Annotated in this window: 19 protein-coding genes; 3 read left to right on the top strand and 16 right to left on the bottom strand. The window is 53.1% G+C overall.

The genetic code is table 11. The features are described from left to right. The 3 genes from Q7T36_RS07890 to Q7T36_RS07880 all read right to left on the bottom strand — a co-directional run bounded on the left by Q7T36_RS07890 (position 1) and on the right by Q7T36_RS07880 (position 2,589). On the bottom strand, positions 1–1,119 hold the full coding sequence (locus Q7T36_RS07890; protein WP_304846186.1) for an enoyl-CoA hydratase/isomerase family protein: 1,119 nt from the start codon (positions 1,117–1,119) through the stop codon (positions 1–3). After that, positions 1,116–1,832 carry a uracil-DNA glycosylase gene (ung, locus tag Q7T36_RS07885; protein WP_304846597.1) on the bottom strand — a complete coding sequence of 239 codons (717 nt, stop codon included), beginning with the start codon at positions 1,830–1,832 and terminating at the stop codon, positions 1,116–1,118. The genes Q7T36_RS07890 and ung overlap by 4 nt, the downstream gene beginning before the upstream one ends. Positions 1,833–1,893: 61 nt before the next feature. Further along, complete coding sequence (locus Q7T36_RS07880) at positions 1,894–2,589, bottom strand: TetR/AcrR family transcriptional regulator (RefSeq protein ID WP_304846183.1); 696 nt, start codon at positions 2,587–2,589, stop codon at positions 1,894–1,896. Positions 2,590–2,734: 145 nt separating this feature from the next. Here Q7T36_RS07880 and Q7T36_RS07875 point away from each other — a divergent pair, with 145 nt between their 5' ends. Then, on the top strand, positions 2,735–3,043 hold the full coding sequence (locus tag Q7T36_RS07875; protein WP_304846180.1) for a hypothetical protein: 309 nt from the start codon (positions 2,735–2,737) through the stop codon (positions 3,041–3,043). A 4-nt stretch (positions 3,044–3,047) separates the two neighbouring features. Further along, a complete protein-coding gene (locus tag Q7T36_RS07870; protein WP_304846177.1) occupies positions 3,048–3,788 on the top strand; it encodes a glycerophosphodiester phosphodiesterase in 741 nt (246 codons plus the stop codon). A 3-nt stretch (positions 3,789–3,791) separates the two neighbouring features. Here the strand turns inward: Q7T36_RS07870 and nqrM are convergent, their stop codons facing one another. From nqrM to Q7T36_RS07825, 9 genes are all read right to left on the bottom strand, one after another. Beyond that, the gene (nqrM, locus tag Q7T36_RS07865) at positions 3,792–4,028 is read right to left on the bottom strand and encodes a (Na+)-NQR maturation NqrM (protein ID WP_304846174.1); all 237 of its coding nucleotides are present in this window, start codon (positions 4,026–4,028) and stop codon (positions 3,792–3,794) included. Continuing rightward, positions 4,025–5,026: an FAD:protein FMN transferase gene (locus Q7T36_RS07860; RefSeq protein ID WP_304846171.1), complete on the bottom strand. Its 1,002-nt coding sequence runs from the start codon at positions 5,024–5,026 to the stop codon at positions 4,025–4,027. Before Q7T36_RS07860 ends, nqrM begins: the two co-directional genes overlap by 4 nt. 92 nt (positions 5,027–5,118) lie before the next feature. Next, complete coding sequence (nqrF, locus tag Q7T36_RS07855; RefSeq protein WP_304846168.1) at positions 5,119–6,357, bottom strand: NADH:ubiquinone reductase (Na(+)-transporting) subunit F; 1,239 nt, start codon at positions 6,355–6,357, stop codon at positions 5,119–5,121. A gap of 12 nt (positions 6,358–6,369) precedes the next feature. Then, the gene (gene nqrE / locus Q7T36_RS07850; RefSeq protein ID WP_304846165.1) at positions 6,370–6,987 is read right to left on the bottom strand and encodes an NADH:ubiquinone reductase (Na(+)-transporting) subunit E; all 618 of its coding nucleotides are present in this window, start codon (positions 6,985–6,987) and stop codon (positions 6,370–6,372) included. Positions 6,988–6,999: 12 nt separating this feature from the next. Further along, a complete protein-coding gene (locus Q7T36_RS07845) occupies positions 7,000–7,677 on the bottom strand; it encodes an NADH:ubiquinone reductase (Na(+)-transporting) subunit D (RefSeq protein ID WP_304846162.1) in 678 nt (225 codons plus the stop codon). Between the two features lies 1 nt (position 7,678). Beyond that, positions 7,679–8,470 (bottom strand): Na(+)-translocating NADH-quinone reductase subunit C, encoded by a 792-nt coding sequence (locus Q7T36_RS07840; RefSeq protein ID WP_304846159.1) that lies wholly within the window; start codon positions 8,468–8,470, stop codon positions 7,679–7,681. After that, positions 8,463–9,734, bottom strand: coding sequence for an NADH:ubiquinone reductase (Na(+)-transporting) subunit B (locus tag Q7T36_RS07835; RefSeq protein ID WP_304846155.1), 1,272 nt, complete (start codon positions 9,732–9,734; stop codon positions 8,463–8,465). The genes Q7T36_RS07840 and Q7T36_RS07835 overlap by 8 nt, the downstream gene beginning before the upstream one ends. A 6-nt stretch (positions 9,735–9,740) precedes the next feature. Then, positions 9,741–11,075, bottom strand: a complete 1,335-nt coding sequence (locus tag Q7T36_RS07830; RefSeq protein WP_304846152.1) for a Na(+)-translocating NADH-quinone reductase subunit A — start codon at positions 11,073–11,075, stop codon at positions 9,741–9,743. Positions 11,076–11,223: 148 nt separating this feature from the next. Then, positions 11,224–12,357: an MFS transporter gene (locus Q7T36_RS07825; protein WP_304846150.1), complete on the bottom strand. Its 1,134-nt coding sequence runs from the start codon at positions 12,355–12,357 to the stop codon at positions 11,224–11,226. Positions 12,358–12,565: 208 nt separating this feature from the next. Between Q7T36_RS07825 and Q7T36_RS07820 the strand changes: the two genes are divergently transcribed. After that, a complete protein-coding gene (locus Q7T36_RS07820; RefSeq protein ID WP_304846148.1) occupies positions 12,566–13,672 on the top strand; it encodes a PilT/PilU family type 4a pilus ATPase in 1,107 nt (368 codons plus the stop codon). A gap of 63 nt (positions 13,673–13,735) precedes the next feature. On the opposite strand, the gene Q7T36_RS07815 is transcribed toward Q7T36_RS07820, so the two are convergent. The 4 genes from Q7T36_RS07815 to Q7T36_RS07800 are packed head-to-tail and all read right to left on the bottom strand — an operon-like array spanning position 13,736 to position 24,090. Then, on the bottom strand, positions 13,736–14,221 hold the full coding sequence (locus tag Q7T36_RS07815; RefSeq protein ID WP_304846145.1) for a chemotaxis protein CheW: 486 nt from the start codon (positions 14,219–14,221) through the stop codon (positions 13,736–13,738). 10 nt (positions 14,222–14,231) lie between these two features. Beyond that, positions 14,232–15,254, bottom strand: a complete 1,023-nt coding sequence (locus Q7T36_RS07810) for a chemotaxis protein CheB (RefSeq protein WP_304846141.1) — start codon at positions 15,252–15,254, stop codon at positions 14,232–14,234. Between the two features lie 5 nt (positions 15,255–15,259). Further along, complete coding sequence (locus Q7T36_RS07805; protein WP_304846138.1) at positions 15,260–23,173, bottom strand: Hpt domain-containing protein; 7,914 nt, start codon at positions 23,171–23,173, stop codon at positions 15,260–15,262. Positions 23,174–23,223: 50 nt separating this feature from the next. After that, complete coding sequence (locus Q7T36_RS07800; RefSeq protein WP_304846135.1) at positions 23,224–24,090, bottom strand: protein-glutamate O-methyltransferase CheR; 867 nt, start codon at positions 24,088–24,090, stop codon at positions 23,224–23,226. Positions 24,091–24,095 lie beyond the last annotated feature (5 nt).

Here is a 24,095-nt window from a genome sequence, read left to right as displayed (position 1 = left end):
TTAGCTCCGCCAGTTTTCCAGATTCACCAAAGGATGTTCACCGGTCCATGGCGCCTGATAATGTCCGTCAAGCCAGGCTTCGGATACTTCTCCCAAGCTAGCAGGGGTCCAGACTGGTTGCTGATCCTTGTCCACCAGCAAGGCGCGAACGCCTTCTATGAAATCCGGATGACGGGCGCACTGCACCGACAGGATCAGCTCCTGCCGGAAAATGTCCGCCAACGAGAGTTGCTGCCCGCTCAGCCATTGCCGGTAGATCAACGCCGCACTGGTCGGAGAACCTGCCTTGAGACTGCGCGCCGCCTTGTCCAGCCACGCATTTTCATGAGGAGCCGTCAGGGCTGCATAGAGCTCCGACAGATTGTCCGCCGACACCCGTTTCGCCACCTCGTCACCCGCTGCCACCAGTTGCCCGATGGGCAAGGACTCGGGAGGAAAATTATCCAGCAACGCCGAAACCTGTCCGTTATGCCGGGCGCGGTCAGCATCCCATGCCAGCGATGCCAACGCCTGTAAAACATCCTGTCGGCGACCGGATGCCGACAGATGATTGGCAAAGCCAGTCGCCAGTGCATCGGCGGCATTGATGTTGGCGCCGGTCAAGCCGAGGAACAGGCCGATACGCCCCATACGCCCCAAAAACCAGGAACCGCCGACATCCGGATAGAGGCCGATGGCGATCTCGGGCATGGCCAGTCTCGACGTTTCCGTCACCACACGATGAGAGGCCCCGCACAACAAGCCAATGCCGCCACCCATGACTATGCCGGTACCCCAGACAATAAACGACTTGGGGTAATCGTGAATCAGGAAATCGAGCCGGTATTCGTCGGAAAACAAATCCATGGCGGTCGGATCATCCACGCCATGGGCGCGCACGGCGACACAGATGGACTTGACGTCGCCACCGGCACAAAACGCCTTCTCACCGGAAGCGTGCAAGAATACTGCGACCACCCGTTCATCTAGCGCCCAGCCGCATAACTGTGCATACAACAAGCGAATGATGGGAACATTCAGCGAATTCAGTGTTTTCTCGCTGTTGATCCGGGCAACGCCAATGACACGGCCACCGGCTGCAGGCAGCTCCTCAAAAACGACCAGGTTTTCTTGGCTCATGAGGGAAGCGCCCAGTCGATTGGTGTTTGTCCGTGCTTCTCCAGCCAAGCATTCGCTTGAGAGAAGTGGCGGCATCCAAAAAACCCACCACGATTGGCCGCCATCGGCGACGGGTGTGTAGCCTTCAGCACCAGATGTTTATCGGCATCGATCATTTGTCCCTTGCGCTGGGCATAGCTGCCCCACAGCAGGAAGACAAGATTCTCACACTGATCGTTAAGCACCTTGACCACTTCGTCGGTAAATTGCTCCCAGCCCCGCCCCTGATGGGAGGCGGCGTTTCCCGCCTGAACCGTAAGCACACTGTTCAGCAGCAACACGCCCTGCTCCGCCCAGTGGGTCAACTCCCCATGCGGCGCGGGAGGAATACCGAGGTCCATTTGAATTTCACGAAAGACATTCTGCAACGAGGGTGGCGGCCTGACGCCTTTTCTCACCGAAAAACACAAACCATGTGCCTGACCGGGGCCATGGTAAGGGTCCTGACCCAAAATCACGACTTTGACCATCGACAACGGAGTAGTGTTCAAGGCATTAAAGTATTCTGCAGGCGGCGGAAAGATGACCTTGCCTTCGCGGCGCTCATCGGCCAGAAACTGACGCAATACGGTCATGTAAGGTGCAAGGAAGGCATGCGCCAAGGGCTGCTTCCACTCCTCAACCAGTTGTACGCGGGACAGGATTTCCTGCTGCTCGGGGGTAAAAGACGTCATATCCATTCAATAACGGTTCCGTGAACGGCGTCCGCAGCACGAACGCACGGCATTGGCAGATTCAGATTTTGCAGATGGCGCGCACCTGATACATCAGCAACCGCTTCATGGCTTCGCGATCCAGGCTGTCCAGCGGCTTCAGCAAGCCCTCAACCTCCAGTTGCTTGATGGTCATCAGGATCAGGCGCGCGGCGCTGGCCGGCTGCTCCACGCCGATAAACGACAACATTTGGGTTGCGTCACGCAAGACCGCCTGACTGTAGTCCAGACCCAGGGCATGAAGGCGTTCATCCTGCAGGATGGCATACCAGAAGGATTGCTCAACCATCAGTCGCTCGCGATGGTTGGTGAGGCGGTCAACAATGTCATCAATGGCGCGACTGACCGCAAAATCAATGATCATGGGCAGTTGTGCACGGATATCCGTACCGGAATAGAGGGGAAAGGTGACAAACAGCCATTCCCTGACTTTTACCCAGAACGGGTTGACCACGTTTTCCATGACATCGCGGGCGTAGAGCGTCAGCGCATCCGCCAGCAGGTCATGGATATCCTTGAAATAATAGGTGGTGGCGGACAGCGGAACATCCGCCTCCAGGGCTACGGCCCGGTGGCGCACCCCCCTGACCCCGTCCCTGACCATGACCCTCAGGGCTGCCTGTAAAATAGCCACCCGGCGCTGTTCACTGCTTTCACGCGCAGGTTTACGACCATGATAGGCGGTTTTAGCGCCCCGGTTTACTGGATTGGCAGACATGTCTTTCCGGCTTTGCACAAGAGAAAGAAAGGTGACGGAATCCGTCTGTAAAAGCCAGCACACACAGACACCTTGACGGTTCTTGAATAAATGCGGCTAACTCTCTAATATGGCTGAAAATATAACATATTCGCCGGAGCGCGACATGAAAAACTGGCTGTTACTGAGTGCAATGCTGCTGGCCAATTCTGTCCTGGCGGCTGATTTACCGGCCCAGGGCAAAAGCATGGCTTCCGTCCTGAAGCAATTCGGCGCTCCCGTTCAGAAGACGGGTCCGGTGGGCAGGCCCCCCATCACCCGCTGGGTCTACAATGACTTTACCGTTGTTTTTGAATACAAGCATGTAGTGCACAGCATGACCGTCAAACATGAGGGCGCTGCTCCAGCGTCCACTACTGCTCCGGCAAGCACCTCCGGCAAAGGCGAAGCCTCCCTTAGCGTGGAAGTGAAGTAAGGCCTTGGAAATCCTGGGTCACCGCGGTGCGCGTGGCGAGGCTCCGGAAAATACCTTGAGTGGTTTCCGGCACCTTCGTGATCTGGGTATCCGTGCGGTGGAGTTCGACATCCAGGTAGCCGGTGATGGCGAACTGATGGTTATCCATGATGACCGTGTGGATCGAACGACTGCCGCTACTGGCCGTCTTCGTGAGTTTACAGTGACGCAGTTGAACCGGATGGATGCCTGTCAGCACCGTCGCTTTCTGTCTGCTGATGGTCTTGAATATGACTGGCCTTGTCACGATGGCATCCCTTCTCTTCGGGATGTTCTGGCCCTGCTTGCAGACTTCAGCCATCTGCAACTCGAAGTCAAAGCACAATCGCCTGAAGATGTTGCACAAGTCATCCAGCGGCTTCCGGAATTATGGCAGCCCTTTGGCCATCACGCCGTCACCACCTCTTTTAACTCCCGATACCTTCAGGGTATCCGCGAGGCCGCTCCGGAAATTCCGCGAGGCCTGCTGGTGGAGAGCGATTTCCGGGGCGATCTGGTGCAGCATGCTGTCGATCTGGGCTGCATTTCCATCGGACCGCACTTTTCCTTGTGCACGGCCGAACTGGTCGCCGACGCACACCAAGCCGGATTGACTGTTTCCACCTGGACCGTCAACGAAGCGGATGACATGCTTCGATTACGTGACTTGGGTGTAGACAGCATCATCACGGATTACCCGCAAAAAGCCCTGCAGGTTCTGGCCTGAACGTCAGGGTTTCCAGGTTTTCACTGCGGTTTCAGGAGCGGCTCTCAATTCTTCCCCGGTTTCGGCCTGTTCACATTTGGCAGTGTCCCCACCGCAAACCGGGCACTCCTTGTCACCGGTAAACCGGTTCAGACCTCCGCAGGTGCCTTTCAAGGGCTCCCGCTTACCCAGCCATACCCCGATAGCCATTAACCCGATCATCAATAAAATGACGATCAGTGACACCAGAAACAACATCATGGCTTGTTACCTTGTAAAAATGCCTTGAAGGACGGGGTAAACGCTTCGTCAAATCCCGTGGGCGTTTTGAACAGGTAATAAGCCGGAATACCCGCATTGCGGGCTACTTGAATGCCTTCCTCCGGTCCCAACACATTCAGTGCGGTCGCCCAGGCATCGGCCAGCGCCGCCTGCTCATCCGGAAGCACCACTGACACTGAGATACCTTTGTGGGTTATGGGACGGCCGGTTCGGGGATCAACGGTATGCGAAAACCGCACCCCGTCGATTTCATTGTAATTGCGATACGAGCCGGAGGTAGAAACAGAAACACGCCCGTCCAGCGTCAAGCGTTGTTGCGGAAAGCCGCTGCCATCCGGTTTCTCGATTGCGATTTGCCATCCCGCACCGGACATCTTTCGACCTCTGACCTGAATCGTTCCCGCTACGGAAACCATATAGTCTTTGATGACGTATTTATCCAGAACCCGCACCAGCGCATCCACACCCATCCCCTCGCCCAGGGACGAAAGATCAACCTGAATATCCGCTTTCCGGATCAGGGAGAAGGTTTCCGGCTCCACGACCAGATACTGCCAGCCCACCCGCTGCCGGGCGGAGTCAATTTCTCCCGCTTGGGGCATATGCTTGGGAACGGACTGCGGCCCAAAGCCCCAGAGGTTGACCAAGGGCCCCACCGTAACATCATAAACGCCTTGTGTCGCCTGGCTGACCTGACGCGCCGTCAAGACTGCCTGAAACAGCGTGGGGCTGGCAACAAATGGCAGCCCCTGTTTTGTGGCATTGAAACGCATCAACTCCGTGTCAGGCTGATACGTGGAAAGCACCTTGTTCAGACTATCCAGCGTCTGTTGCAGTTCAGCATGCAGTGCTGTCTGGCTCACCCCTTGAGGCACTCGGCTCACCTTCACCTGCCAAGGCATACTGTAAAATGCCAGACCGGTAAACGTCACCGGTTCCGGGGCCTGTGAAGAGCAGGAGGACAGAAAACCAGTCATCAGCAACAGCAAAGTGAAGCAACGCCCCCACTTCGCCAATCCCTGACCAAGTAATCGGTTACCGGCACACTGCATTGTCACCCGCCGCTTATTCACCCGCCAAAATCATCCAGCATGATGTTTTCACGATCCACTCCCAAATCAAGCAACATCTTGATCACGGCCGCATTCATCATGGGCGGACCGCACATGTAAAATTCGCAGTCTTCCGGAGCGGGATGGTTCTTCAGGTAATTTTCATAAAGTACGTTATGAATAAAGCCCGTTAATCCGGTCCAGTTGTCTTCAGGTTGCGGCTCGGACAAGGCCAGATGCCATTCGAAATTGGGATTCTCCTTCGCCAGCAGATCGTATTCTTCCGCGTAGAAAGTCTCGCGCAAGGAGCGCGCGCCATACCAGAACGAGATCTTGCGCGGACTCTTGAGCCGCTTGAGCTGATCGAAAATATGCGAACGCATAGGAGCCATACCGGCGCCACCGCCGATGAAAATCATTTCGGCATCTGTATCACGGGCAAAGAAATCACCGAAGGGGCCAAAGACAGTTACCTTGTCGCCTTTCTTCAGATTAAACACCCACGAGGACATTTTGCCCGGCGGAATCTCGTGCAACTGCCGCAACGGCGGGGTGGCGATGCGGATATTGAACTTCAACAGCCCTTTTTCTTCCGGATAGTTCGCCATCGAATAAGCACGAATGGTGGGCTCGGTTGTTTGCGCCTTCAAATCCAGCAGCTTGAATTTTTCCCAGTCGCCGCGATACTGCTCCTCAATTTCGAAATCCTTGTAGTCGACGCTGTATGCGGGCGCCTCCAACTGCATATAGCCACCGGCGCGGAAATGCACATCCGCTCCTTCCGGCAGCTTCAGGGTCAGTTCCTTGATGAAGGTAGCGACATTGTCATTGGCAATGACCTCGCACTCCCAACGTTTGATGCCGAAAAACTCCTCCGGCAATTCCAGGCACAGGGGTTGCTTGACTGCCAATTGACAGCCCAGACGCCAGCCATCACGGATTTCACGCTTGGTAAAATGCGGCTCTTCGGTAGGCAGGATATCCCCTCCTCCCGACTTGACCTTCACCCGGCATTGGCCGCACGTGCCACCGCCGCCGCAGGCCGACGACAGGAAAATCTTCTCATCCGACAGGGTTTGCAACAACTTGCCGCCGGTAGAAACCTCCATCCGCTTTTCGGGGTCATCATTGATATCAATGGTGACTGTCCCGGCGGAGACCAGTTGCGAGCGGGCAGCGAGAATGAAGGCCACCAGGACCAGCACGGTCCCGGCAAACATCAGCATGCTCAGGATAATGACGGCTTCTTGTGTCATGGCTCGTCTCGCTCAGAGTTGCACGCCGGAGAATGACATGAAGCCCAAGGCCATCAGTCCGGCAGAAATGAAAGTAATACCCAGACCCTGCAGGCCGGGCGGAACGTCGCTGTATTTCATTTTTTCCCGTACAGCGGCCAGCAGCACAATGGCCAGCGCCCAGCTGAGTCCGGAGCCAAAACCATAAACAACGCTCTCGGATACGCTGTAGTCACGTTGCTGCATGAACAGCGCACCGGCCAGCACAGCACAGTTAACAGTGATCAGCGGCAGGTAAATGCCGAGGGCGTTATACAGGGCGGGGAAAAACTTGTCGCAGGCCATTTCAATGACCTGTACCAGCGCCGCGATGGTGCAGATATAGATCATCAGGCTGAGGAACGACAAGTCGACGGTCTCAATGCCTTGAATGCCGGTCCAGGAGAGGCCGCCTTCCTTCAGCATGTATTGCCAAAGCACGGCATTCACCGGAACGGTCAGTGTCTGCACAAACACCACCGCTATGCCCAGGGAAATCGCCGTCTGGATCTTCTTGGAAATGGCCAGAAACGTGCACATCCCCAGGAAAAACGATAAGGCCATGTTCTCGATGAAGACAGAGCGGATAAAGAGGCTCAGGTAATGTTCCATGTCAGTGACTCCTCAATGGCCGGTCGTCTGCGCCTTGGACTGCGCCGCGATCTTGTATTCGGTGCTTTCCTGCTGGTCTGTCTTCCAGGAGCGCAGCGCCCAGATCACAAGGCCAATCAGGAAAAAGGCTGAGGGTGGCAGCAGCAGCAAGCCATTGGGAACATACCAGCCGCCATTGCTGATCGTCGGCAGGATGGTGAAACCGAGCAAGGTGCCGGAGCCCAGCACCTCACGGAACACTGCCAGAACAATCAACAGCGCTGAATATCCCAAGCCATTACCGATGCCGTCTATGAAGCTGATCACCGGGGGGTTCTTCATGGCGAAGGCTTCGAGCCGGCCCATGACAATGCAGTTGGTGATGATCAAGCCGACAAACACCGACATCTGCTTGGAGATGGCCGGTGCAAAGGCTTGCAGGAACTGATCCACGACAATCACCAGCGTCGCCACAATCACCATTTGCACAATGATGCGGATCGAATTGGGGATGATGTTGCGGATCAGGCTGATGAAGAAGTTGGAAAATGCCGTGACCAATGTCAGACCGATGGACATGGCCAGTGCCGTCTTCAGGCTGCTGGTGACCGCCAGGGCCGAACAAATGCCCAGCACTTGAAAGATCACCGGATTAGTGTTCAGGACCGGCCCGAACAGGATTTCCTTGACGGATTGTTGTTCTTCGGCCATGTCAGATACCCTCTTGACGAACTTTGTTCAGGAACTTGCGGAAACCGAGATCACCCATCCAGAACTTGACCAGGTGACTGACGCCGTTGCTGGTCAGGGTGGCGCCGGACAGGCCATCCACCTGATGAATGGCTTCCGGCTTGGCGGGGTCGACATTGCCCTTGATCAGACCCAGCACTGGATTGCCCTGCGCGTCGAAAACCTGTTTGCCGGGCCACAGTGCCTTCCACTTGGGATTGTCGACTTCCCCACCCAGACCGGGCGTTTCGGCATGTTCGGTAAAGGTAATTCCGACCACAGTGCCGGCATCGGCCTTTAACACGATATAACCGTAAAGCGTTGACCACAGACCATATCCGGAAATCGGCAACACCAGGTTTTCGGCTTTGCCAGAAGCATCGCGCAGCACATAAATATCCGCTTCATTGGCCCGGCGTTTGAGACCGGCAATGTCCTGATCACTGCTTAGAACAATTGACCGCTTGCTATCTTTCGACGCTTTACGCTGATCATAAGGATCATCGGTCTTGATCTGCTTGAAGTCACCCGTATCCAGGTTGACCAGATAACGCTGGAAACGCTCGAATTGTTTATGTACTTCCTGGGGGGAACCTTTCCCTTCTTCCAGAATCTGGGCGGCAGCCAAAATCTTGCGCTGCTTTTCAAGCGCCCGGTTGGTGTCCTGAATGGGCTTGAGCAAGGTGACGGCCGCCGCCAGCGCAATGGAGCAGACCACCGACAACACTGTCGCCACAAGAATGGTCTTGCCGGTGGTTTCTTTGGATTTAGACATTGCGCAAGGCCCTCCGCTTGATGTTGGCCTGCATCACGAAGTAGTCGATCAGCGGCGCACAGAGGTTGGCGAAAAGAATGGCGAGCATCATGCCTTCCGGATAAGCCGGGTTGACAACCCGGATCAGCACCACCATTACACCGATCAACATCCCGAAAACGAGGCGGCCGGTATTGGTCATGGATGCGGATACCGGATCGGTTGCCATGAATACCATGCCGAAGGCGAAGCCCCCCAGCACCAGATGCCAGTGCCACGGCATGGCAAACATCGGGTTGGTCACCGAACCAATCTGGTTGAACACAAATGACATTCCTGCCATGCCGATCATAACCCCGGCCATGATGCGCCAGGATGCAACTCTCGCCAATAGCAGAATTGCGCCGCCGACAAGAATCGCCAGTGTCGATACTTCTCCGATTGAACCGGGAACGGTGCCCAGGAAAGCATCCCACCAGGTAATGGGTTGCATGCCGGTAGCCGTCAGGTGCTGCATGCTTTCCAGCCCTCCCAGCTTTGCCTGCCCCAGCGCCGTGGCGCCCGAATAGCCATCTACGCCCTGCTTCCACAATTGGGTCTGCACGGCTGTCCAAACGGTGTCGCCGGACATTTGTGCCGGATAGGCAAAGAACAGGAAGGCGCGCCCGGCAAGCGCCGGATTGATAAAATTCTTGCCGGTGCCGCCAAACACTTCCTTGCCGATGACCACGCCGAAACTGATGCCCAAGGCGACCTGCCACAAGGGTATGGAGGGCGGTAGGGTCAAGGCAAAAAGCACCGAGGTGACAAAAAAGCCCTCGTTGACCTCATGCCCGCGCTTCATGGCGAAGAGCACTTCCCAGAAACCGCCAACAACAAAGGTGACCAGGTAAATGGGGACAAAGAAGGTGGCGCCGTACACCAGGCAATCCCAGACACTGGCGGAATTAAAACCGGCGACAAGGGCAATCAGCGCATGACGCCAGCCCTCCACAGCCATATCCGGTGTTACCCCCTGCTGAGCGGCAAAGGCCAGTGCCCCAAGTGCCTGGTTGCCCACATTCCACATACCGAAAAACATGGCCGGGAACGTCGCCATCCACACCAGGATCATGATCCGCTTCAGGTCAACAGAATCACGAACGTGGGCCGCGGCATGTGTCACCGATGGCGGACTGTAAAGGAAGGTATCCAACGCTTCGAAAAGCGGATACCAATTGTGATAGCGCCCTCCCTTCTCGAAGTGAGGCGCCATATTATCGAGTTTTTGTCGCATCCATTTCATGATCGGTCAGCCCTCTTTCTCAATACGGTCCAGCACGTCCCGCAGAATCGGGCCATATTCATATTTGCCGGGACAGACAAAGGTGCACAGTCCCAGATCCTCCTCATCCAGCTCCAGGCAGCCCAAAGCTTGGGCGGTATCTGTATCGCCTACCAGCAAATAGCGCAACAGGGGCGTTGGCAAAATATCCAGAGGCATGATTTCTTCGTAAACGCCAACCGGAACCATGGCGCGTGGACTGCCATTAGTGCTGGTAGTCATCTGGAAAGACTTCTGCAACCACTTGCCAACATAGATCCCCAACTGCGAGAAGCGCTGGGTACCCGGCTTGATATAGTGGACAAACTCGCGGTCAACGCCTTCCTTCAGAACCGACACCTGGAGGTGGTAACGCCCCAGCCATGCATCCACGCCTTGAGCCGTACGGCCTGACAACACCGAACCAGAGATGATGCGGTTGTTGCTGCCGTTCAACTCCCCGGTCGTCAAGTCTTGCAGTGAAGAGCCTGACAGAATGCGCAGAAGCCTCGGCTGCTTGACCGAAGGCCCCCCCAAGGCAATGATACGATTGCTGTCAATCTGACCCGTCGAAAACAGCTTGCCGATAGCAATGACGTCTTGATAACCCACATGCCAGACTGTCTTCCCTGCCGACACCGGCTCCAGAAAATGGATATGCGTACCGACCAATCCGGCCGGGTGCGGACCGCTGAAATCATGGGAGTTGAAATCACCGGTAGATATCCCGGCATGGACTTCCTTGCAGATATAAATCTTGGGCGCCAGGCGCGACACCAATGACAATCCGTCTTCAAACGCCTGCTGTTCGGCCTTGATGATCGGCGCGGGATCTGCGGACAGCGGATTGGTATCCATGGCATTCACGAATATTGCCGCGGGCGTGATGTCAGGATTGGCAATCTTGTTAAAAGGGCGGGCGCGGATTGCGGTCCACAAACCTGACGCCAATAATTGCTCAACCGCCGAATCCCGGTCCATGTTCTTGATCTGGAGGCGGTTGTAACTCCTGAATTCCACAGCCTCGTCGGATCCGGACTCCACGTCGATGACCAATGACTGGAATACGCGGCGTGCGCCCCGGTTGATAGCACGCACCCGCCCGGTGACTGGCGAGGTGAACTGGACACGGGGATTCTTTTTGTCGGCAAAAAGCACCTGGCCTTTGAGAACCCGATCGCCATCCGCGACTTTCATCGACGGCATCATGCCGTGATAATCCACCCCCAGCAGCGCCACTGAGCGAATAGAGGAAACATCGTGGATCTGTTGGGCCGGCGACCCGGAAATCGGGATATCCAGACCTCGTTTTATCTTGACCATACACACGCCCATGCACCCTTAGGGTGGGAAAGACCGGAGCAAACAGCCACCTTCAATCGGTGTTTACTGTCTCATCGCTCGAAAAATGTCGATTATAGTCACTATCAAGCACCATGCTCCACCCAAGATGCGTCAAAAGTGGTATCCGTCACGCTAATTTGTTGATTGGCCTGATGAAAAACAGCATGCCCGCCACACACGCACAAGCGGCCATGGAAAAGATAATTGAGGTTCCCAGCGAGGTCCATACTTCTCCCGTCATCCAGGAGCCAAAGGCCACACCCAAGCCCCACAGCGCACTGTAAACCGCCTGCCCTTGCCCTTGCTGACCTGAGTTGAACTCACGAAAAATCAATTGCATGGCAGCGGCATGAAATATGGCAAAACTGAAAGCATGTAGCAGTTGAGCCAACCAGATCAGCGCAGGAAAATCCACAAACCATCCAATCATTATCCAGCGCAAGGCCGCCAACAGCAGGCAACTGACAATTAAAGTGGTCTCACTGAATCGACTCAAAAGCCAGTATGTCCGCGTAAATGCGAATACCTCCGCCAACACCCCCAGTGCCCACAACAAGCCAATGACTGTGCGGCTATAACCATGACTTTCCAGATACAGGCTATAAAAGCTGTAGTAAGGTGCATGGGACAACTGAAGTAAAAAATGAGACGCAAAGAAGCCAGCCACCAATGGCTTTCTCAGAATTTGCCAGAATGTTGCGCCATGACTCTTCACTTGGATAGCCGGTGGTGTCGGGACCAAGAAGCTGAAGACGACTGCAATCAAGGCGCAGATCATCAGCATGACGGGCAGATTTTTAACTGAAATCATGTCGAACAAAAAGCCGAAGCCCGCCACAGTCGCGATGAAACCCAGCGACCCCCATAAGCGGATGTTGCCATACCGGGCACGGTCAGCGCCAAGATGCGCAATGGTAACGGCTTCAAATTGCGCCAGTATGGCATTCTGGAAAAAACTGTACGCAAACAGCACACTGGCCATTAACCAGAAGTGATTGCCAGTGAAAAAAATCCCTGCCCAGAAAACGCTGACCATCACCGCACCCAGCCGGACCAACTCAATCCTCTTCCCGGTTGCATCAGCAAGATACCCCCAAAAATTGGGCGCAAATATCCTTGTCAGCATCCCGATAGCCATCAACTGACCAATCTGGGCTGAAGTAAAGTCCAGATTGTCCAGATACAAGCCCCAATACGGCATGAATCCGCCCAATACGGCGAAATAGAAGAAATAGAAAAAAGACAGACGCCAGTAGGGCATGTTCTACGCCTAAACATTTGAGACACAATAAGGACCGTGTAGCATCAAGCCTCTGTGTGCTTGCCATCCGAAATGTCAATGAATGGTCGTCACTTTGACAAGTAATAGCGGCAATCGACCTGCATGGCATTGAAACTCAAACTATGATAAACCGATAGTCAAACGCATTATTACAGGGGTTAGCCGTATGAGTCCTGAATTCTCAGACATGAAAGCCTACTTGAAATTTATGGTTGAACAAGGAGCCTCGGACTTGTTCCTCTCTGTCGGAGCGCCGCCCAGCGTCAAGGTCAGGGGTGAGATACACCCTATACACCTGCCCAGCTTGACACCTGAGATGGCGCGCATGCTTACCGGATCAATATTGTCCATGGAGCAAATTCAAACTCTCCAGAAGGAACTGGAACTGGATTTGGCGATTGCTCTAGAGCCACTTGGCCGCTTCCGTTTGAACTTTTATATGCAACGCGGTGAAATTGCCGCTGTAATTCGGCATATTACATCCAAAATCCCTGACTTTGAGTCATTGAACCTGCCTCCTGTTCTAGCTGATCTGGCCATGCTGAAACGGGGTTTGATTCTTGTAGTGGGATCTACCGGTTCGGGGAAGTCCACCACCCTTGCCGCCATGCTTGAATATCGAAATCTAAATAGTCGATCGCATATTCTCACCATTGAAGATCCGATTGAATATGTTCACGAGCATAAGAAGTCCATATTTGATCAGCGTGAGGTTGGGCTGGACACGCATTCTTTCGCTGATGCACTTCGACATGCCATGCGCGAGGCGCCTGATGTCATCATGATCGGGGAAATACGAGATGCATTAACCATGCAACATGCCATTACTTATGCAGAAACCGGCCATCTCTGTGTTTCGACCCTTCATGCCAACAACGCCAACCAGACAATTGACCGAATCCTTAATTTTTTTCCTGAAGACCGCCGACGTCAGCTTCTAATGGACTTGTCTTTGAATTTGAAAGCCGTGGTCGCGCAACGATTGATACAGGGTGCAGGGAACTTTCAGGTGCCCGCCACAGAAATATTACTGCAGTCGAACTATATTTCGGACTTGATCCTGAAGGGAGAAGTTGATTTGCTTAAAGACGCCATTAGCAAGGGCAATGAGCAAGGCATGAATACCTTCGATCAGTCCTTATTTCATCTTTATCTGAAGGGAGCCATCACGGAACAACAAGCCATCGACAATGCAGACTCGAAAACTGATGTCGCCTTAAAGATCCGGCTAAGTCCAGGTCACGCCGCGTACCCGGACTCTCATCTGGAACTGGACAGGATTAACCGTGAATAATAACGTCGAGTCCGACCGGAAGTATAGTAACGGTTTCAGGCTGTCCGGAACATCTGAACCCGTTTAAATCACACTAAGGATTTTGGCCTCAAACTTGTCCATATCCGGAATATAGGCCAAATCCTCGCGAAAACGAACCTGCAAGAACTCCATAGGACCGACTGGCGCTTTTTCTATGTCTTCCAGTTCAGAAATCTTGACCTTTACCTGCTCGGCTGTAGCTTGCAAGGCAATTCCGTATTCCGGAATTTTGTCATCAATACTGATGGCATGCACAATGGCAATAGTTTGAGGGTCAGGAGCCTTCGGTCCATGATTCAGCACCTCAAAGGAAAACACGGGAATCATTTTGTTTTGCCACTCCACGGTCCCCAGATACCCTTCTTTCTTGCTTTTTGGAGGCACCAGATGGTTTGCCGGGACAAAATCCAGCACCACGGCAGAAGGCAACAGCAAAGTTTTTTGCCAGACGGGAAACAGATAACCCGGCAAACTACCCGTAGTGGCGCTTAAAAGTGTCGTTTGCGAAAGTGTGCCCAGATGCGACATAAAACTGTCCTCAAGCTGCCGTGTTGTGCAGGCCGGTATTGATGTAACTCACTAGTTTTTGAGCAAGCTCAAGCGGCTTACCACTGAATGAAACGCACCCGGTGGAACGCATCGCGTCGGGTTGGCTGGAGCAGGCACAGGAACCGGACTCTTGCGCCCAGATAACACCCCCGCTCTCCACCATAAGCGGACCGCTGATGGAGCCGTCACCGCCCATTCCGCTGAATATGATCGCTATGGATCGTTTTCCGAATCTGCGACTGACATTGGCCAGTACCTGATCAATGGATGGAGAGTAAGGCCCATCCCATGGCATGTCCCGGGCAACTACCTGACCATCGGCACTGAAATCTATTTCTGTTTCAACAGGAGCAATCAGCAATTCACCATGCTTCAGAGCTTCACCGCCTTTTCCCATCCGGCAAGGGATATGATTATGACGAACCAAGACTCGCGTCAGAGATTCTTGCATGCGTACATCAATATGCTGCGCAAGTAAAAACGCAACGGGCAGGCCCCCCGGTAAATAATCAAGAAACTCTTTAACTGCCGCTGGCCCCCCCAATGATGCGGCTAGTACGCAAACATATTCCAGCCTTGGAGATTGCCTGCGGCTGGATATTTCTGGCGGGAGTACCAGTTGTAAAGACTTGACAGGTTTGGGGGTCACCTTTTCCAGAGGCTCAAGACTCTCAGAAATAACCGGCTGCCCAATGACGTCATGCAACTTGATGAAAACCCGTCTTTCCCAGCGAGGATAAGCACGCGTTCCTTGCACCGGAGCTTGTTCCACACCAAACAGAATGGGGGTGTCGCCGGATAAAAGTTTATCAAGAAGGTCATCATCCTCCTCGTGCATATCAACCAGCCATACATCCGCCTTGGTATTGGCCAAGGTTTTATTATCCAGACGCTCTGGTGGAATATTCAGCACCAGATCATAGCCGTGCCCCTTGACCGCGTGCGCGAGCGCCAGTCTTTGCAGACTGGAATCTGAAACAATTGCTACACGCGGATTATGCACGGAGTCCATGGGACTTACCTCTCAACCGCAGTGGCCAGCAACTCGCCGATTGTATCCAGCAACTGTTGTTCCTGGAATGGCTTGCCCATGTAGCAATTAACTCCGATCTGGAAGGCCCGTTCACGGTGCTTTTCACCCGTACGCGAGGTGATCATGATGATTGGCAAGCCGACCAGATTCGGGTTGTGCCGCACCAAAGAAGCCACTTCAAAACCATCCATGCGCGGCATTTCGATATCGAGCAGCATGATATCCGGGCGGATATCTTCCAGCTTGGTGATTGCATCCAGACCGTCTTTTGCCAGAACGACCTCGTAACCATGACGTTCCAGCAGTCGCGAAGTCACTTTGCGCACCGTGACCGAGTCGTCTACCACCATGACGGTCCGGGTCGCCTTCTCAGGAACAACGCGCGCTTTTTCGACATCGCTCTTCTGACGTGGCTTGGAAATGGCCGCTGCACGGAGCATGGCCTGTACGTCAAGAATGATGACCACCGAACCATCACCCAGAATCGTGGCACCAGAGATACCGGCGACACTGGCCAGTTGGGCTCCTACCGATTTAACCACGATTTCACGCGAGCCAATCAACTGATCCACCTGAATGGCGACCCGCTGCTCTCCTCCGCGTACCAACAGGATTGGCAGCGGCAATGTCTGGCCAAACAATGACGGCGTACGCAGCCCGTGAACAAACTCACCCAGATAATGCAGCTTGTAGGTTATACCGGCATATTCGAAAGGTGGTGCCTCCGGGGCATAGTAGGTTTCCAGTTCATAAGGACTGGCACGCACGATACCTTCAATCTGCGAAAGCGGTATGGCGTACACATCTTCACCAATTCGGACCATCAGTGCACGACTGACCGCCACCGTAAACGGCAACCTCAGGGTGAATGTCGTACCCTTGCCCTGTGCCGAAGCAATGGCAATTGCTCCGCCCAACTGCTTGATTTCACTGACAACAACGTCCATGCCAACGCCACGGCCGGAAACCTGGGTAACTTTCTGGGCCGTGGACAAACCAGCATGAAAAATGAACTGCAACAATTCTCTTTCACTGACTTCCGCATCCGGGCTCAGCAGGCCGCGCTCAATCGCCTTATTACGAACTGCCTCTACGTTGATGCCGCGACCGTCATCAGCCAAGGTCAGAACCACTTCCCCCCCCTCACGGGACAGGGTAAGTGTGATGCGCCCCATCATTTCCTTTCCGCTGCGGGCACGATCTTCGGGTGGCTCCATGCCATGATCGACTGAATTCCGGAGCATGTGCTCAAGCGGGGCAACCAACCGCTCCAGCAAGGTACGGTCCATTTCGCCTTCAGCGTTGATCACGATCAACTCAGCTGGCTTATGCACTTCCTGGGACGTTTGACGGACAATACGCTGCAAGCGAGGGGCCAATCGCGAGAAAGGCACCATTCGCGAACTCATCAGGCCCTCCTGCAGTTCCGTATTCAGGCGTGCCTGCTGCAATAACAGGGTTTCTGTGTCCCGGGCTTTTTCAATCAGCGTTCCCTTGATGTCCATCAAGTCGGAAGCCGATTCGTACAGTGACTTCGACAACTGATTGACTGATGAATATTGGTCCATCTCCAATGGGTCGAAATCTTCGTACTTACCGCCTTCGGTGGTGTGCTGCGCAATAATCTGAGACTCAAGTTCACCCTGCATCCGGCGCAACTGATCAGCCAGACGTTGAACGGTGGCGCCCATTTCTTCTACCGTTTGTGCGAATCCATGCACACCCATTTCAACCCGAGAACGGATAATTGAACCTTCACCCGCCAGGTTAATCAGTTTTTCCATCAACTCCGAAGAAACACGGATCATTTCTTGAGCGGTTTGCTGGGCCTTAAGATTGCGGAAGTTGCCCAGCATGGATGGAATACCAACCTCATCCATCATAGGAGCACTAGCGGCTACAGTCGCAACCTCGACAGCCGCTTGCACAACGGCAGGAATAACGGGTGCTGCTGACAACTTGACCGACGCAGCCTCAGAGCGGTCATCACTGAATATTGCCGGATTGCTCAGGTATCGTTTCAAGGCGTTGACCAAGTCGCTCACGCCGGGGCACTGTCCGCTTGCCTGCAGCATATCAACAGCTTCTGCTATACGGTCATGGCACCGTTGCAAAATGGAAAATACAGCCGGTGTCCCTTGATAGCGATTCAGGCATGCCCCTTCATAGAGGTTTTCCATTTCATGAGCCAAATCTCCCAACGCAGTCACACCTGACATGCGGGCTCCACCTTTCAAGGTATGAAGTCCACGCTGCAGTATCTTAACTGGACCTGTGTCAGCCGGATTACTTTGCCATTCGGCAAGTTTGCTATTGGTTTCCTCCACGATTTCCTGAGCTTCCTCCAGGAAAATTTCCAGCATTTCAGCATCAAAGCCACTGGATGGTCCTTCAGCCGGAGAAGTCGGGACTTCCAGTTCAACTTCAGGCTGCACAAAAGTTGCGACTGCTGGTGACAGGGAGTTGTCCTCAGCGACGGCAACTTGCAATTCAGGCTCAGCAGCAGGCTGGATTGACGGTGCCTCAGTCGAGCCACCTGCCGCTGAGGAGAAAAAATCCAGAATTACCGTGTCCTTGGGAGTGTGCCGATATTGATTGATCACCTCGACCAAATCTTTAGCGTACTCACAGCGACCCGTTGCCATCAGGTCACTCAGTTGCCCGGCAATTCGGTCATGACAGCGCAGCAGCAGGTCCGTCAGGATTGGTGAAGGCAGGTAACGACCATCGAGCAAGCCCTCATAGATAAACTCCAGTTCGTGAGCCAAGTCACCCAAACTGGCCACAACCGCCATCCTGGCTCCACCTTTCAATGTATGCAAGTGGCGTTGCAATGCCCGGAGCGCCTGCTTGTTATCCGGATCCTGTTTCCATGACTGGAATTCGTCATCGGCAGCTTGTAATACTTCCTCACCTTCCTCAAGGAAGATGGATAGCAATTCAGCATCGGCACCATTGTCAATTTCAGCTACCGGTCTGACGGGTTGCTCCGCAGGTTCAACAGCAACAGCGCTCCAGTCTGCCAGTTTCTGGATCAGTTCATCATTTGCGCCTACGGTCTGACAAGCAGCCAGTGTATCGAAAATATTGATGAGTTCATCATGGGCATTAGCCAGCGCCTCCATCAAGGCTTCATTGGCCAATGAGCTTTGCGGATCCCGGGAAATCTGGCGATAGACACCCGTCAAACCGGCGACCAGTTGTGACAAGGGTTCAATCTTGGCTTTAACGGCCTCAGGGTGCAGTTGATGCAGTTCACCCAACATGGTTGCGATGTGCTCGTCCCTGTCATCACCGTTCAACCACCCAGAAAGCTCCCAAGGAGCATCCAGAAGGTGATCCAGACCTAAATCCAGGAATCCTGCAACAATACCGGCTGTATTTGCCGCCTGATCTACCTCATAAGTTTCCTCATGCGCTTCCGCCGGAGTCCGTGATACCTGCTCGATCCGTTCCAGCAACAAGTCATCACCAGACACAAGACCTTGTCCGCCACCGGCTACACTATTGATGCTCTGCTTGATCAACCGATGGGTTTCACCCAGCAATTCAATATGTGCAGCATTGAGCATCCGGCCTTGATTGCGAAGATCCTTGAACAGTGTTTCCATGGGCGCAGCAATTCCGGCGACTGTTTTGACACCAGCCATTCCCGAACTGCCTCTCAAGGTATGCAGGGCGCGCAAAACCTCGTCCGTAACCACCATTCGAGCGCCATGACTTACACCTTGTAAAAATTGTTCAATTTCATCAAGGTAAGTATTTGCCTCGCATACAAAAATTTCCATCAACACCGGATCGGCTCCGGCATCAGAGTCTTCCGGATTGACTTGTTCCAGGCTGCTGGCCAATGCCTCGAATGCATCCGTATGATTCTGTTCTACTGTTTCTGAATGCTGAGCCTGAACAGAAACATTGTCATCGAAAGACGCACTGACGGCCTCAGGGGCATCGTCATTATCCAAAATCGTTTCACTTGCCACCGCATCAACTTGTGCGACCTCACTGGAATCTGCCAGGTGACGGGCCTGATTCACGGCGTCAAGAACCCGGTCAACCGTTACAGGATTCGCTCGGGAGAATTCGTCGGCAACGGTCATCATCGGACCCGTGTCAATCGAAGGTGATTCCCGATTCTGGAACGCTGTTACCAGCTCCGGAATTAAGCCCAGCACTTCCGTAATCAGTCGCGTCATTGCCTCATTCGGAGTTGCCGTATGATCAATGACTCGATTCAGCATGTTCTCAATCGACCAAGCCAATTCTCCAACAACTTTGCCGCCAACCATGCGGCCAGAGCCTTTCAGGGTATGGAATCCACGCCGGAATTCCGTCAGCGCGCTTTTGTTATTAAAGTTGGCCGCCCACTTCGGGAAGAACTCATGGATAGTCTCCATAACCTCTTCCGCTTCTTCGATGAAAATTTCCCGGATTTCATCATCCTGGCTAAAATCATCCTGAGGCATATGATTCAGGACATTAATCTTGCTTACTACTGCAGACCCTTTTAGAGCAGATCCGCCTTCAACGGTCTCGATTTCCAGCAACTGCGTTTGCTCGGTTTGCGGCTCTGCAGCTTGCTGATTTGCTGATTCCAACTCGCCAGTTTCTGCTTGCCCAACAAGTCCAGGAGCCTCATCAGCTTCGCTAATCACTTCTTCCAGCTCAAATACTTCGTCATCCGCAAACTCGGAATCAAAGCTCTGTATCTCTTCGGCTTCCATGGATGTAGAGCTGGCATCCGACATGACTTCAATGCTGGAAATTTGATCTTCGGGCTCGTTGACTGGCTCAGAGTCAATTTCAGACTCAGTCTGGCTCGACCAGGCAATAGCTTCAGCGAGTTCTTTCTCCGTCGGGCTTTCACCTTTCCCAAAGCGATTCGCTAACTCCATCAACGGTACGGTGTGGATAGAAGGCAGAGCTCTTTGGTTGTAGTTTTCAACCAGCTCGGGCACTACTTCCAGCACTGCTGAAATGAGGTTGACCATGACTCCATTGGCTGTAGCGGTCTTATCAATGACCCGATTAAGCATGTTCTCAATGGACCACGCCAACTCACCCACAACCCGGGCGCCAACCATGCGGCCTGAACCTTTAAGAGTATGAAATCCCCGACGGAACTCGGTCAGTGCATTCTTGTTTTCAAAATTGGATGCCCATTTGGGGAAGAACTCATGGATGGTTTCCATGACTTCAGTTGCTTCTTCAATGAAGATTTCACGAATTTCATCATCCTGGTCGAAATCATCCTCAGGCATGGCTGCAAAAACTGGGCGAACCGGTCGAGCTACCGGCGCAGACTCCAATGTATCAGAACCCATGCTGATGGATGTTTCTTCCGATTGATAGCCAATCGTTTCATCAGCATCAACCATCAAATCATCTGCCTGAACTTCATTGGCTTCCGCCAGGACAGTTGTGACTTCACCGTCTGCCACTACAACATCGGCGGCATCAATAGTCTCCGGATGAATTGGCTCCGGGGCAACATCCGGCTCAGGTATTAGTACTTCCTCTTCAACCTGAACAGTGGAAGTGGATTGAACTGCGGTTGTAGATGGGCGCAACGTAAAGGTCATATCCCCCAACAAGGCTTCCGCATCAAAGCTGACGGTGCTGTCAAAATCATTGAACGAACTGAATGATTGCTCCGAGGCGGTTTCTGCCAAAGGAATATCGACAACAGGAATGCTCAACAATGTTTTGTCTACGGCATCAGCTTGCGGCGAGTCTTCCATCAACGGAATGTTGAGGGCAGGCATATTGATCAGTGTTCGATCCGGATCAGTCACATTGCCTTTGAGCATGTCATCGGTGATGACCGGAATACTCAACAATGTTTTTTCCGCAAACTCCTGGCTTGGCTCTGCCAAGCTTTCAATTTCAAGCGCTGGAATTTCAGTGAGTGTGCTGTCCATACTAAATGACGGCTCTTCCTGAACAGGCTCTTCAGGCAACACTAGAGCAGGCATCCCGACCAAGGTTTTTCCACTGATATCATCATTGTCAATTAATGCGTCATCATCAATTAACGCAACCGGCAGGTTTACCGCCGTCTCATTTGACGGATGCAAGTCTTCTAATACTTCCGGCAGGACCAGCGCTGGAATATTCAATAAAGTTTGCTGAGTATCTCCGGCTTCCTGCATCTCTGATGCAGGCGACTGATCCTGCTCGGGCTCTTTACGCGTCTCCAGCATGTCATGATAAGGCTGGATCGGAAACTGTATGGCCGGAGCGGCAAAAACAAGCCCATAACCCAGTTTGTCCAGAGCTTTTTCGGCCAGTTCCAGCAAGTCATTATTTTGATGATGATTTGCCATCCGCTCAAGGTAATACTCGACAGAGGAAACTATATCGGCCATGGTATCCATTTCGGACCAGCTTGGTCGATAGGCTTCACGCAACAGATGTTGCTCAACAAAGTCGGTCAGCTTGCCGAGTATCTGCGAAGGGCGAACCAGATCCAGCATGGTCAAGCCTCCACGCACTGTTTTCAACAGTTGAGGCAGCTCGGTCAGCCGCAACGGATCCCATTGTGAGCTGATATATTCGACTATCACTTCCTTGGACTTTTCAAGCGCTGTGCGCGACTCCCTCAAGACTGCCGCTTGGGCGGTTGAGAGCTGATCAGCCACAGTTCCACTACCGGTGTAGTTCTCACCGGAGGAACCTTCATCAATCATTTGCTGCAATCCGGACTCTACTTCCAGCAATCCAGCCGCTATGTGCAGCAGAGTACCTTCCGCGACTTCGTCATTGCGGATTGCTCCGGACATCACAACCAGTTGCTCATCCACAATCCGCTGCAAATGCGTCCAGCCCATAACCATAAGCGTACTTGACATTTGTCGCAGCAAGGGGAGTAGTGGCTCCAGTGTCTGCACCGACGGGCGCTCTGCATACATCAAATCATCAATGGCGTCTTTGACAGTAACCAGCTCGGCGTCAATGTTGGCAATGACCGACTTGAGCGCATCCCGATTGGGGGCATTCAGTTTGTCCTTTTCCGCTTCTACTTTTTCCTGTGATGGCAGGGCCTCATCCAAACGATACAACGCGCGGATTGCGGCAATGGTCGGAGAAGTTCCCTGACTTTTGGCAATGTAATACAGAATGTTTTTCAACAGTTCGAGCGATGGATTATGCTGCGGGTAACCGGCAAATTTACGGATCTCATGTTCAATATCACCCAGCAATTGCTTGACGGCAGGTGTCAACGGAATCGACTTGTTGATCAGCCCCTCAATCAAAGCCTCGCTGATTTGCCACAACGCCTGCAGCGACTTCTGTCCCAGAAGGGTTCCCAGCAAGCCCAATGCCTGATGCAGGGTATCAAGACCTTCGCGTACATTTTGCTGACGTAATACTCCCAACAACCCTAACTGGTAGAGATGACGCAGTTTTTTTAGATTTTCCGCCGTTGGTGTACTGCCTCCCTGTGCTGCAATAGCAAACACACGAGAAAAATCAGGCTGGAACAATGCGATTTCTGAGAGCGGAGCCTCATCATGTGCAACGCGCAATTCATTGATAGCAGGCAAAAGGACAAATGGAGTATCACGCTTGCTGACTTGCAAACGCTCAAGATATGCAGGTAATTGCAGCATGGCTTTGACCAGTGCGTCATAGGCAGCCTTGTTGTTTCGGCATTTGCCGTTGACCAGCGCCAGGCATAACTTCTCCATCTCTTCCGCAAGCATGGCTGCGCCATGAAACTCTACCATTTGCAGGGTGCCGAAGATTTGATGCAGATAGGCAAGGCAAAAGCGTAATTGGGAGGAATCACTTTCATTGGCAACATGCGCTTCCAATGATTGCTGGGCTTGCTTCAGCGTTTCTTCAATTTCGCTTTTTACCCAGTCCAACGCGAGAAAATTATGATTATTGCTCATCTCAAATCACCCCCCCTGTGGGGTCCAGATGCTTGTTGTTCGTAAAGGTTTCAGCACACGCGTCTGAACGCCAATGTATCCGGATATTCAATCCGCTCAAGCTGGGGATGGCTCCAGTCCACCACCTCGCCCAAACCGAGCACCATGACTCCACCCACAGCCAAGCGGTTAGCCAACTGGGTCACGACATCTCGCTTACGAAATCTGCGAAAATAAATCAATACGTTCTGGCAAAAAATAATATCCATATCAGCAAAAGGCGCTTTCTCCAACTCCATCAGGTTGAGCTGGCTAAACGCAACCCGCTTTCTGATGACATCCACAATCTTCCATTCCCGCTGGTTATCCAGATGCTGGAAGTATCGTTGACGATAATGCTCAGGAATCGCCATCACTTTGCGGTCCGCATATACTCCTTGCCTGGCTTTCATCAAGGTAGGCAAGCTGATGTCGGTGGCCGTCACCCCAAAAAATATCTCGTGCCGATGCGCATTAGAAGTTAGCAAACTATCTGACAGCATTGCCAGAGAGTACGCTTCCTCTCCTGTTGAGCATCCTGCGCTCCATAAATTAATGGAGCGGCGCTCAGGCTCCGCCACCAGCTTTCTCAGATGCTCTTCAACCAGATTATACGAGCTGACATGACGAAAGAAGCTGGTTTCCTGTACGGTTAAACGATCGGTCAGAATCATCCATTCTGTACTGCCCGCAGGGCCGGACATCAGCTTTTCGTAAAACACCTCATAGTCATCAAGACCAATTTCACGCATGCGGGTTGTCAGACTTGTCTCCAGAAAGGAACGGCGACTCGGAGTAACCGTAATTCCAATTCTGACCTCAACCAAAGCCTGCCATAACTCAAACTGCTCATCCGACATGGGCAAAGCCGGCTTAAAACCCCAATCTGCCAAACTCACGCCGG

Origin of the sequence: Fluviicoccus sp. (assembly GCF_030646115.1) — a bacterium.
GTDB lineage: Bacteria > Pseudomonadota > Gammaproteobacteria > Pseudomonadales > Moraxellaceae > Fluviicoccus.
This window is presented reverse-complemented; position numbering and strand designations above follow the sequence as displayed.

Coding starts and splice junctions, on each gene's coding strand:
- Q7T36_RS07890 (WP_304846186.1), bottom strand. CDS start 1,119: ATGAGCCAAGAAAACCTGGTCGTTTTTGAGGAGCTGCCTGCAGCCGGT.
- ung (WP_304846597.1), bottom strand. CDS start 1,832: ATGACGTCTTTTACCCCCGAGCAGCAGGAAATCCTGTCCCGCGTACAA.
- Q7T36_RS07880 (WP_304846183.1), bottom strand. CDS start 2,589: ATGTCTGCCAATCCAGTAAACCGGGGCGCTAAAACCGCCTATCATGGT.
- Q7T36_RS07875 (WP_304846180.1), top strand. CDS start 2,735: ATGAAAAACTGGCTGTTACTGAGTGCAATGCTGCTGGCCAATTCTGTC.
- nqrM (WP_304846174.1), bottom strand. CDS start 4,028: ATGATGTTGTTTCTGGTGTCACTGATCGTCATTTTATTGATGATCGGG.
- Q7T36_RS07860 (WP_304846171.1), bottom strand. CDS start 5,026: ATGACTGGTTTTCTGTCCTCCTGCTCTTCACAGGCCCCGGAACCGGTG.
- nqrF (WP_304846168.1), bottom strand. CDS start 6,357: ATGACACAAGAAGCCGTCATTATCCTGAGCATGCTGATGTTTGCCGGG.
- nqrE (WP_304846165.1), bottom strand. CDS start 6,987: ATGGAACATTACCTGAGCCTCTTTATCCGCTCTGTCTTCATCGAGAAC.
- Q7T36_RS07845 (WP_304846162.1), bottom strand. CDS start 7,677: ATGGCCGAAGAACAACAATCCGTCAAGGAAATCCTGTTCGGGCCGGTC.
- Q7T36_RS07840 (WP_304846159.1), bottom strand. CDS start 8,470: ATGTCTAAATCCAAAGAAACCACCGGCAAGACCATTCTTGTGGCGACA.
- Q7T36_RS07835 (WP_304846155.1), bottom strand. CDS start 9,734: ATGAAATGGATGCGACAAAAACTCGATAATATGGCGCCTCACTTCGAG.
- Q7T36_RS07830 (WP_304846152.1), bottom strand. CDS start 11,075: ATGGTCAAGATAAAACGAGGTCTGGATATCCCGATTTCCGGGTCGCCG.
- Q7T36_RS07825 (WP_304846150.1), bottom strand. CDS start 12,357: ATGCCCTACTGGCGTCTGTCTTTTTTCTATTTCTTCTATTTCGCCGTA.
- Q7T36_RS07820 (WP_304846148.1), top strand. CDS start 12,566: ATGAAAGCCTACTTGAAATTTATGGTTGAACAAGGAGCCTCGGACTTG.
- Q7T36_RS07815 (WP_304846145.1), bottom strand. CDS start 14,221: ATGTCGCATCTGGGCACACTTTCGCAAACGACACTTTTAAGCGCCACT.
- Q7T36_RS07810 (WP_304846141.1), bottom strand. CDS start 15,254: ATGGACTCCGTGCATAATCCGCGTGTAGCAATTGTTTCAGATTCCAGT.
- Q7T36_RS07805 (WP_304846138.1), bottom strand. CDS start 23,173: ATGAGCAATAATCATAATTTTCTCGCGTTGGACTGGGTAAAAAGCGAA.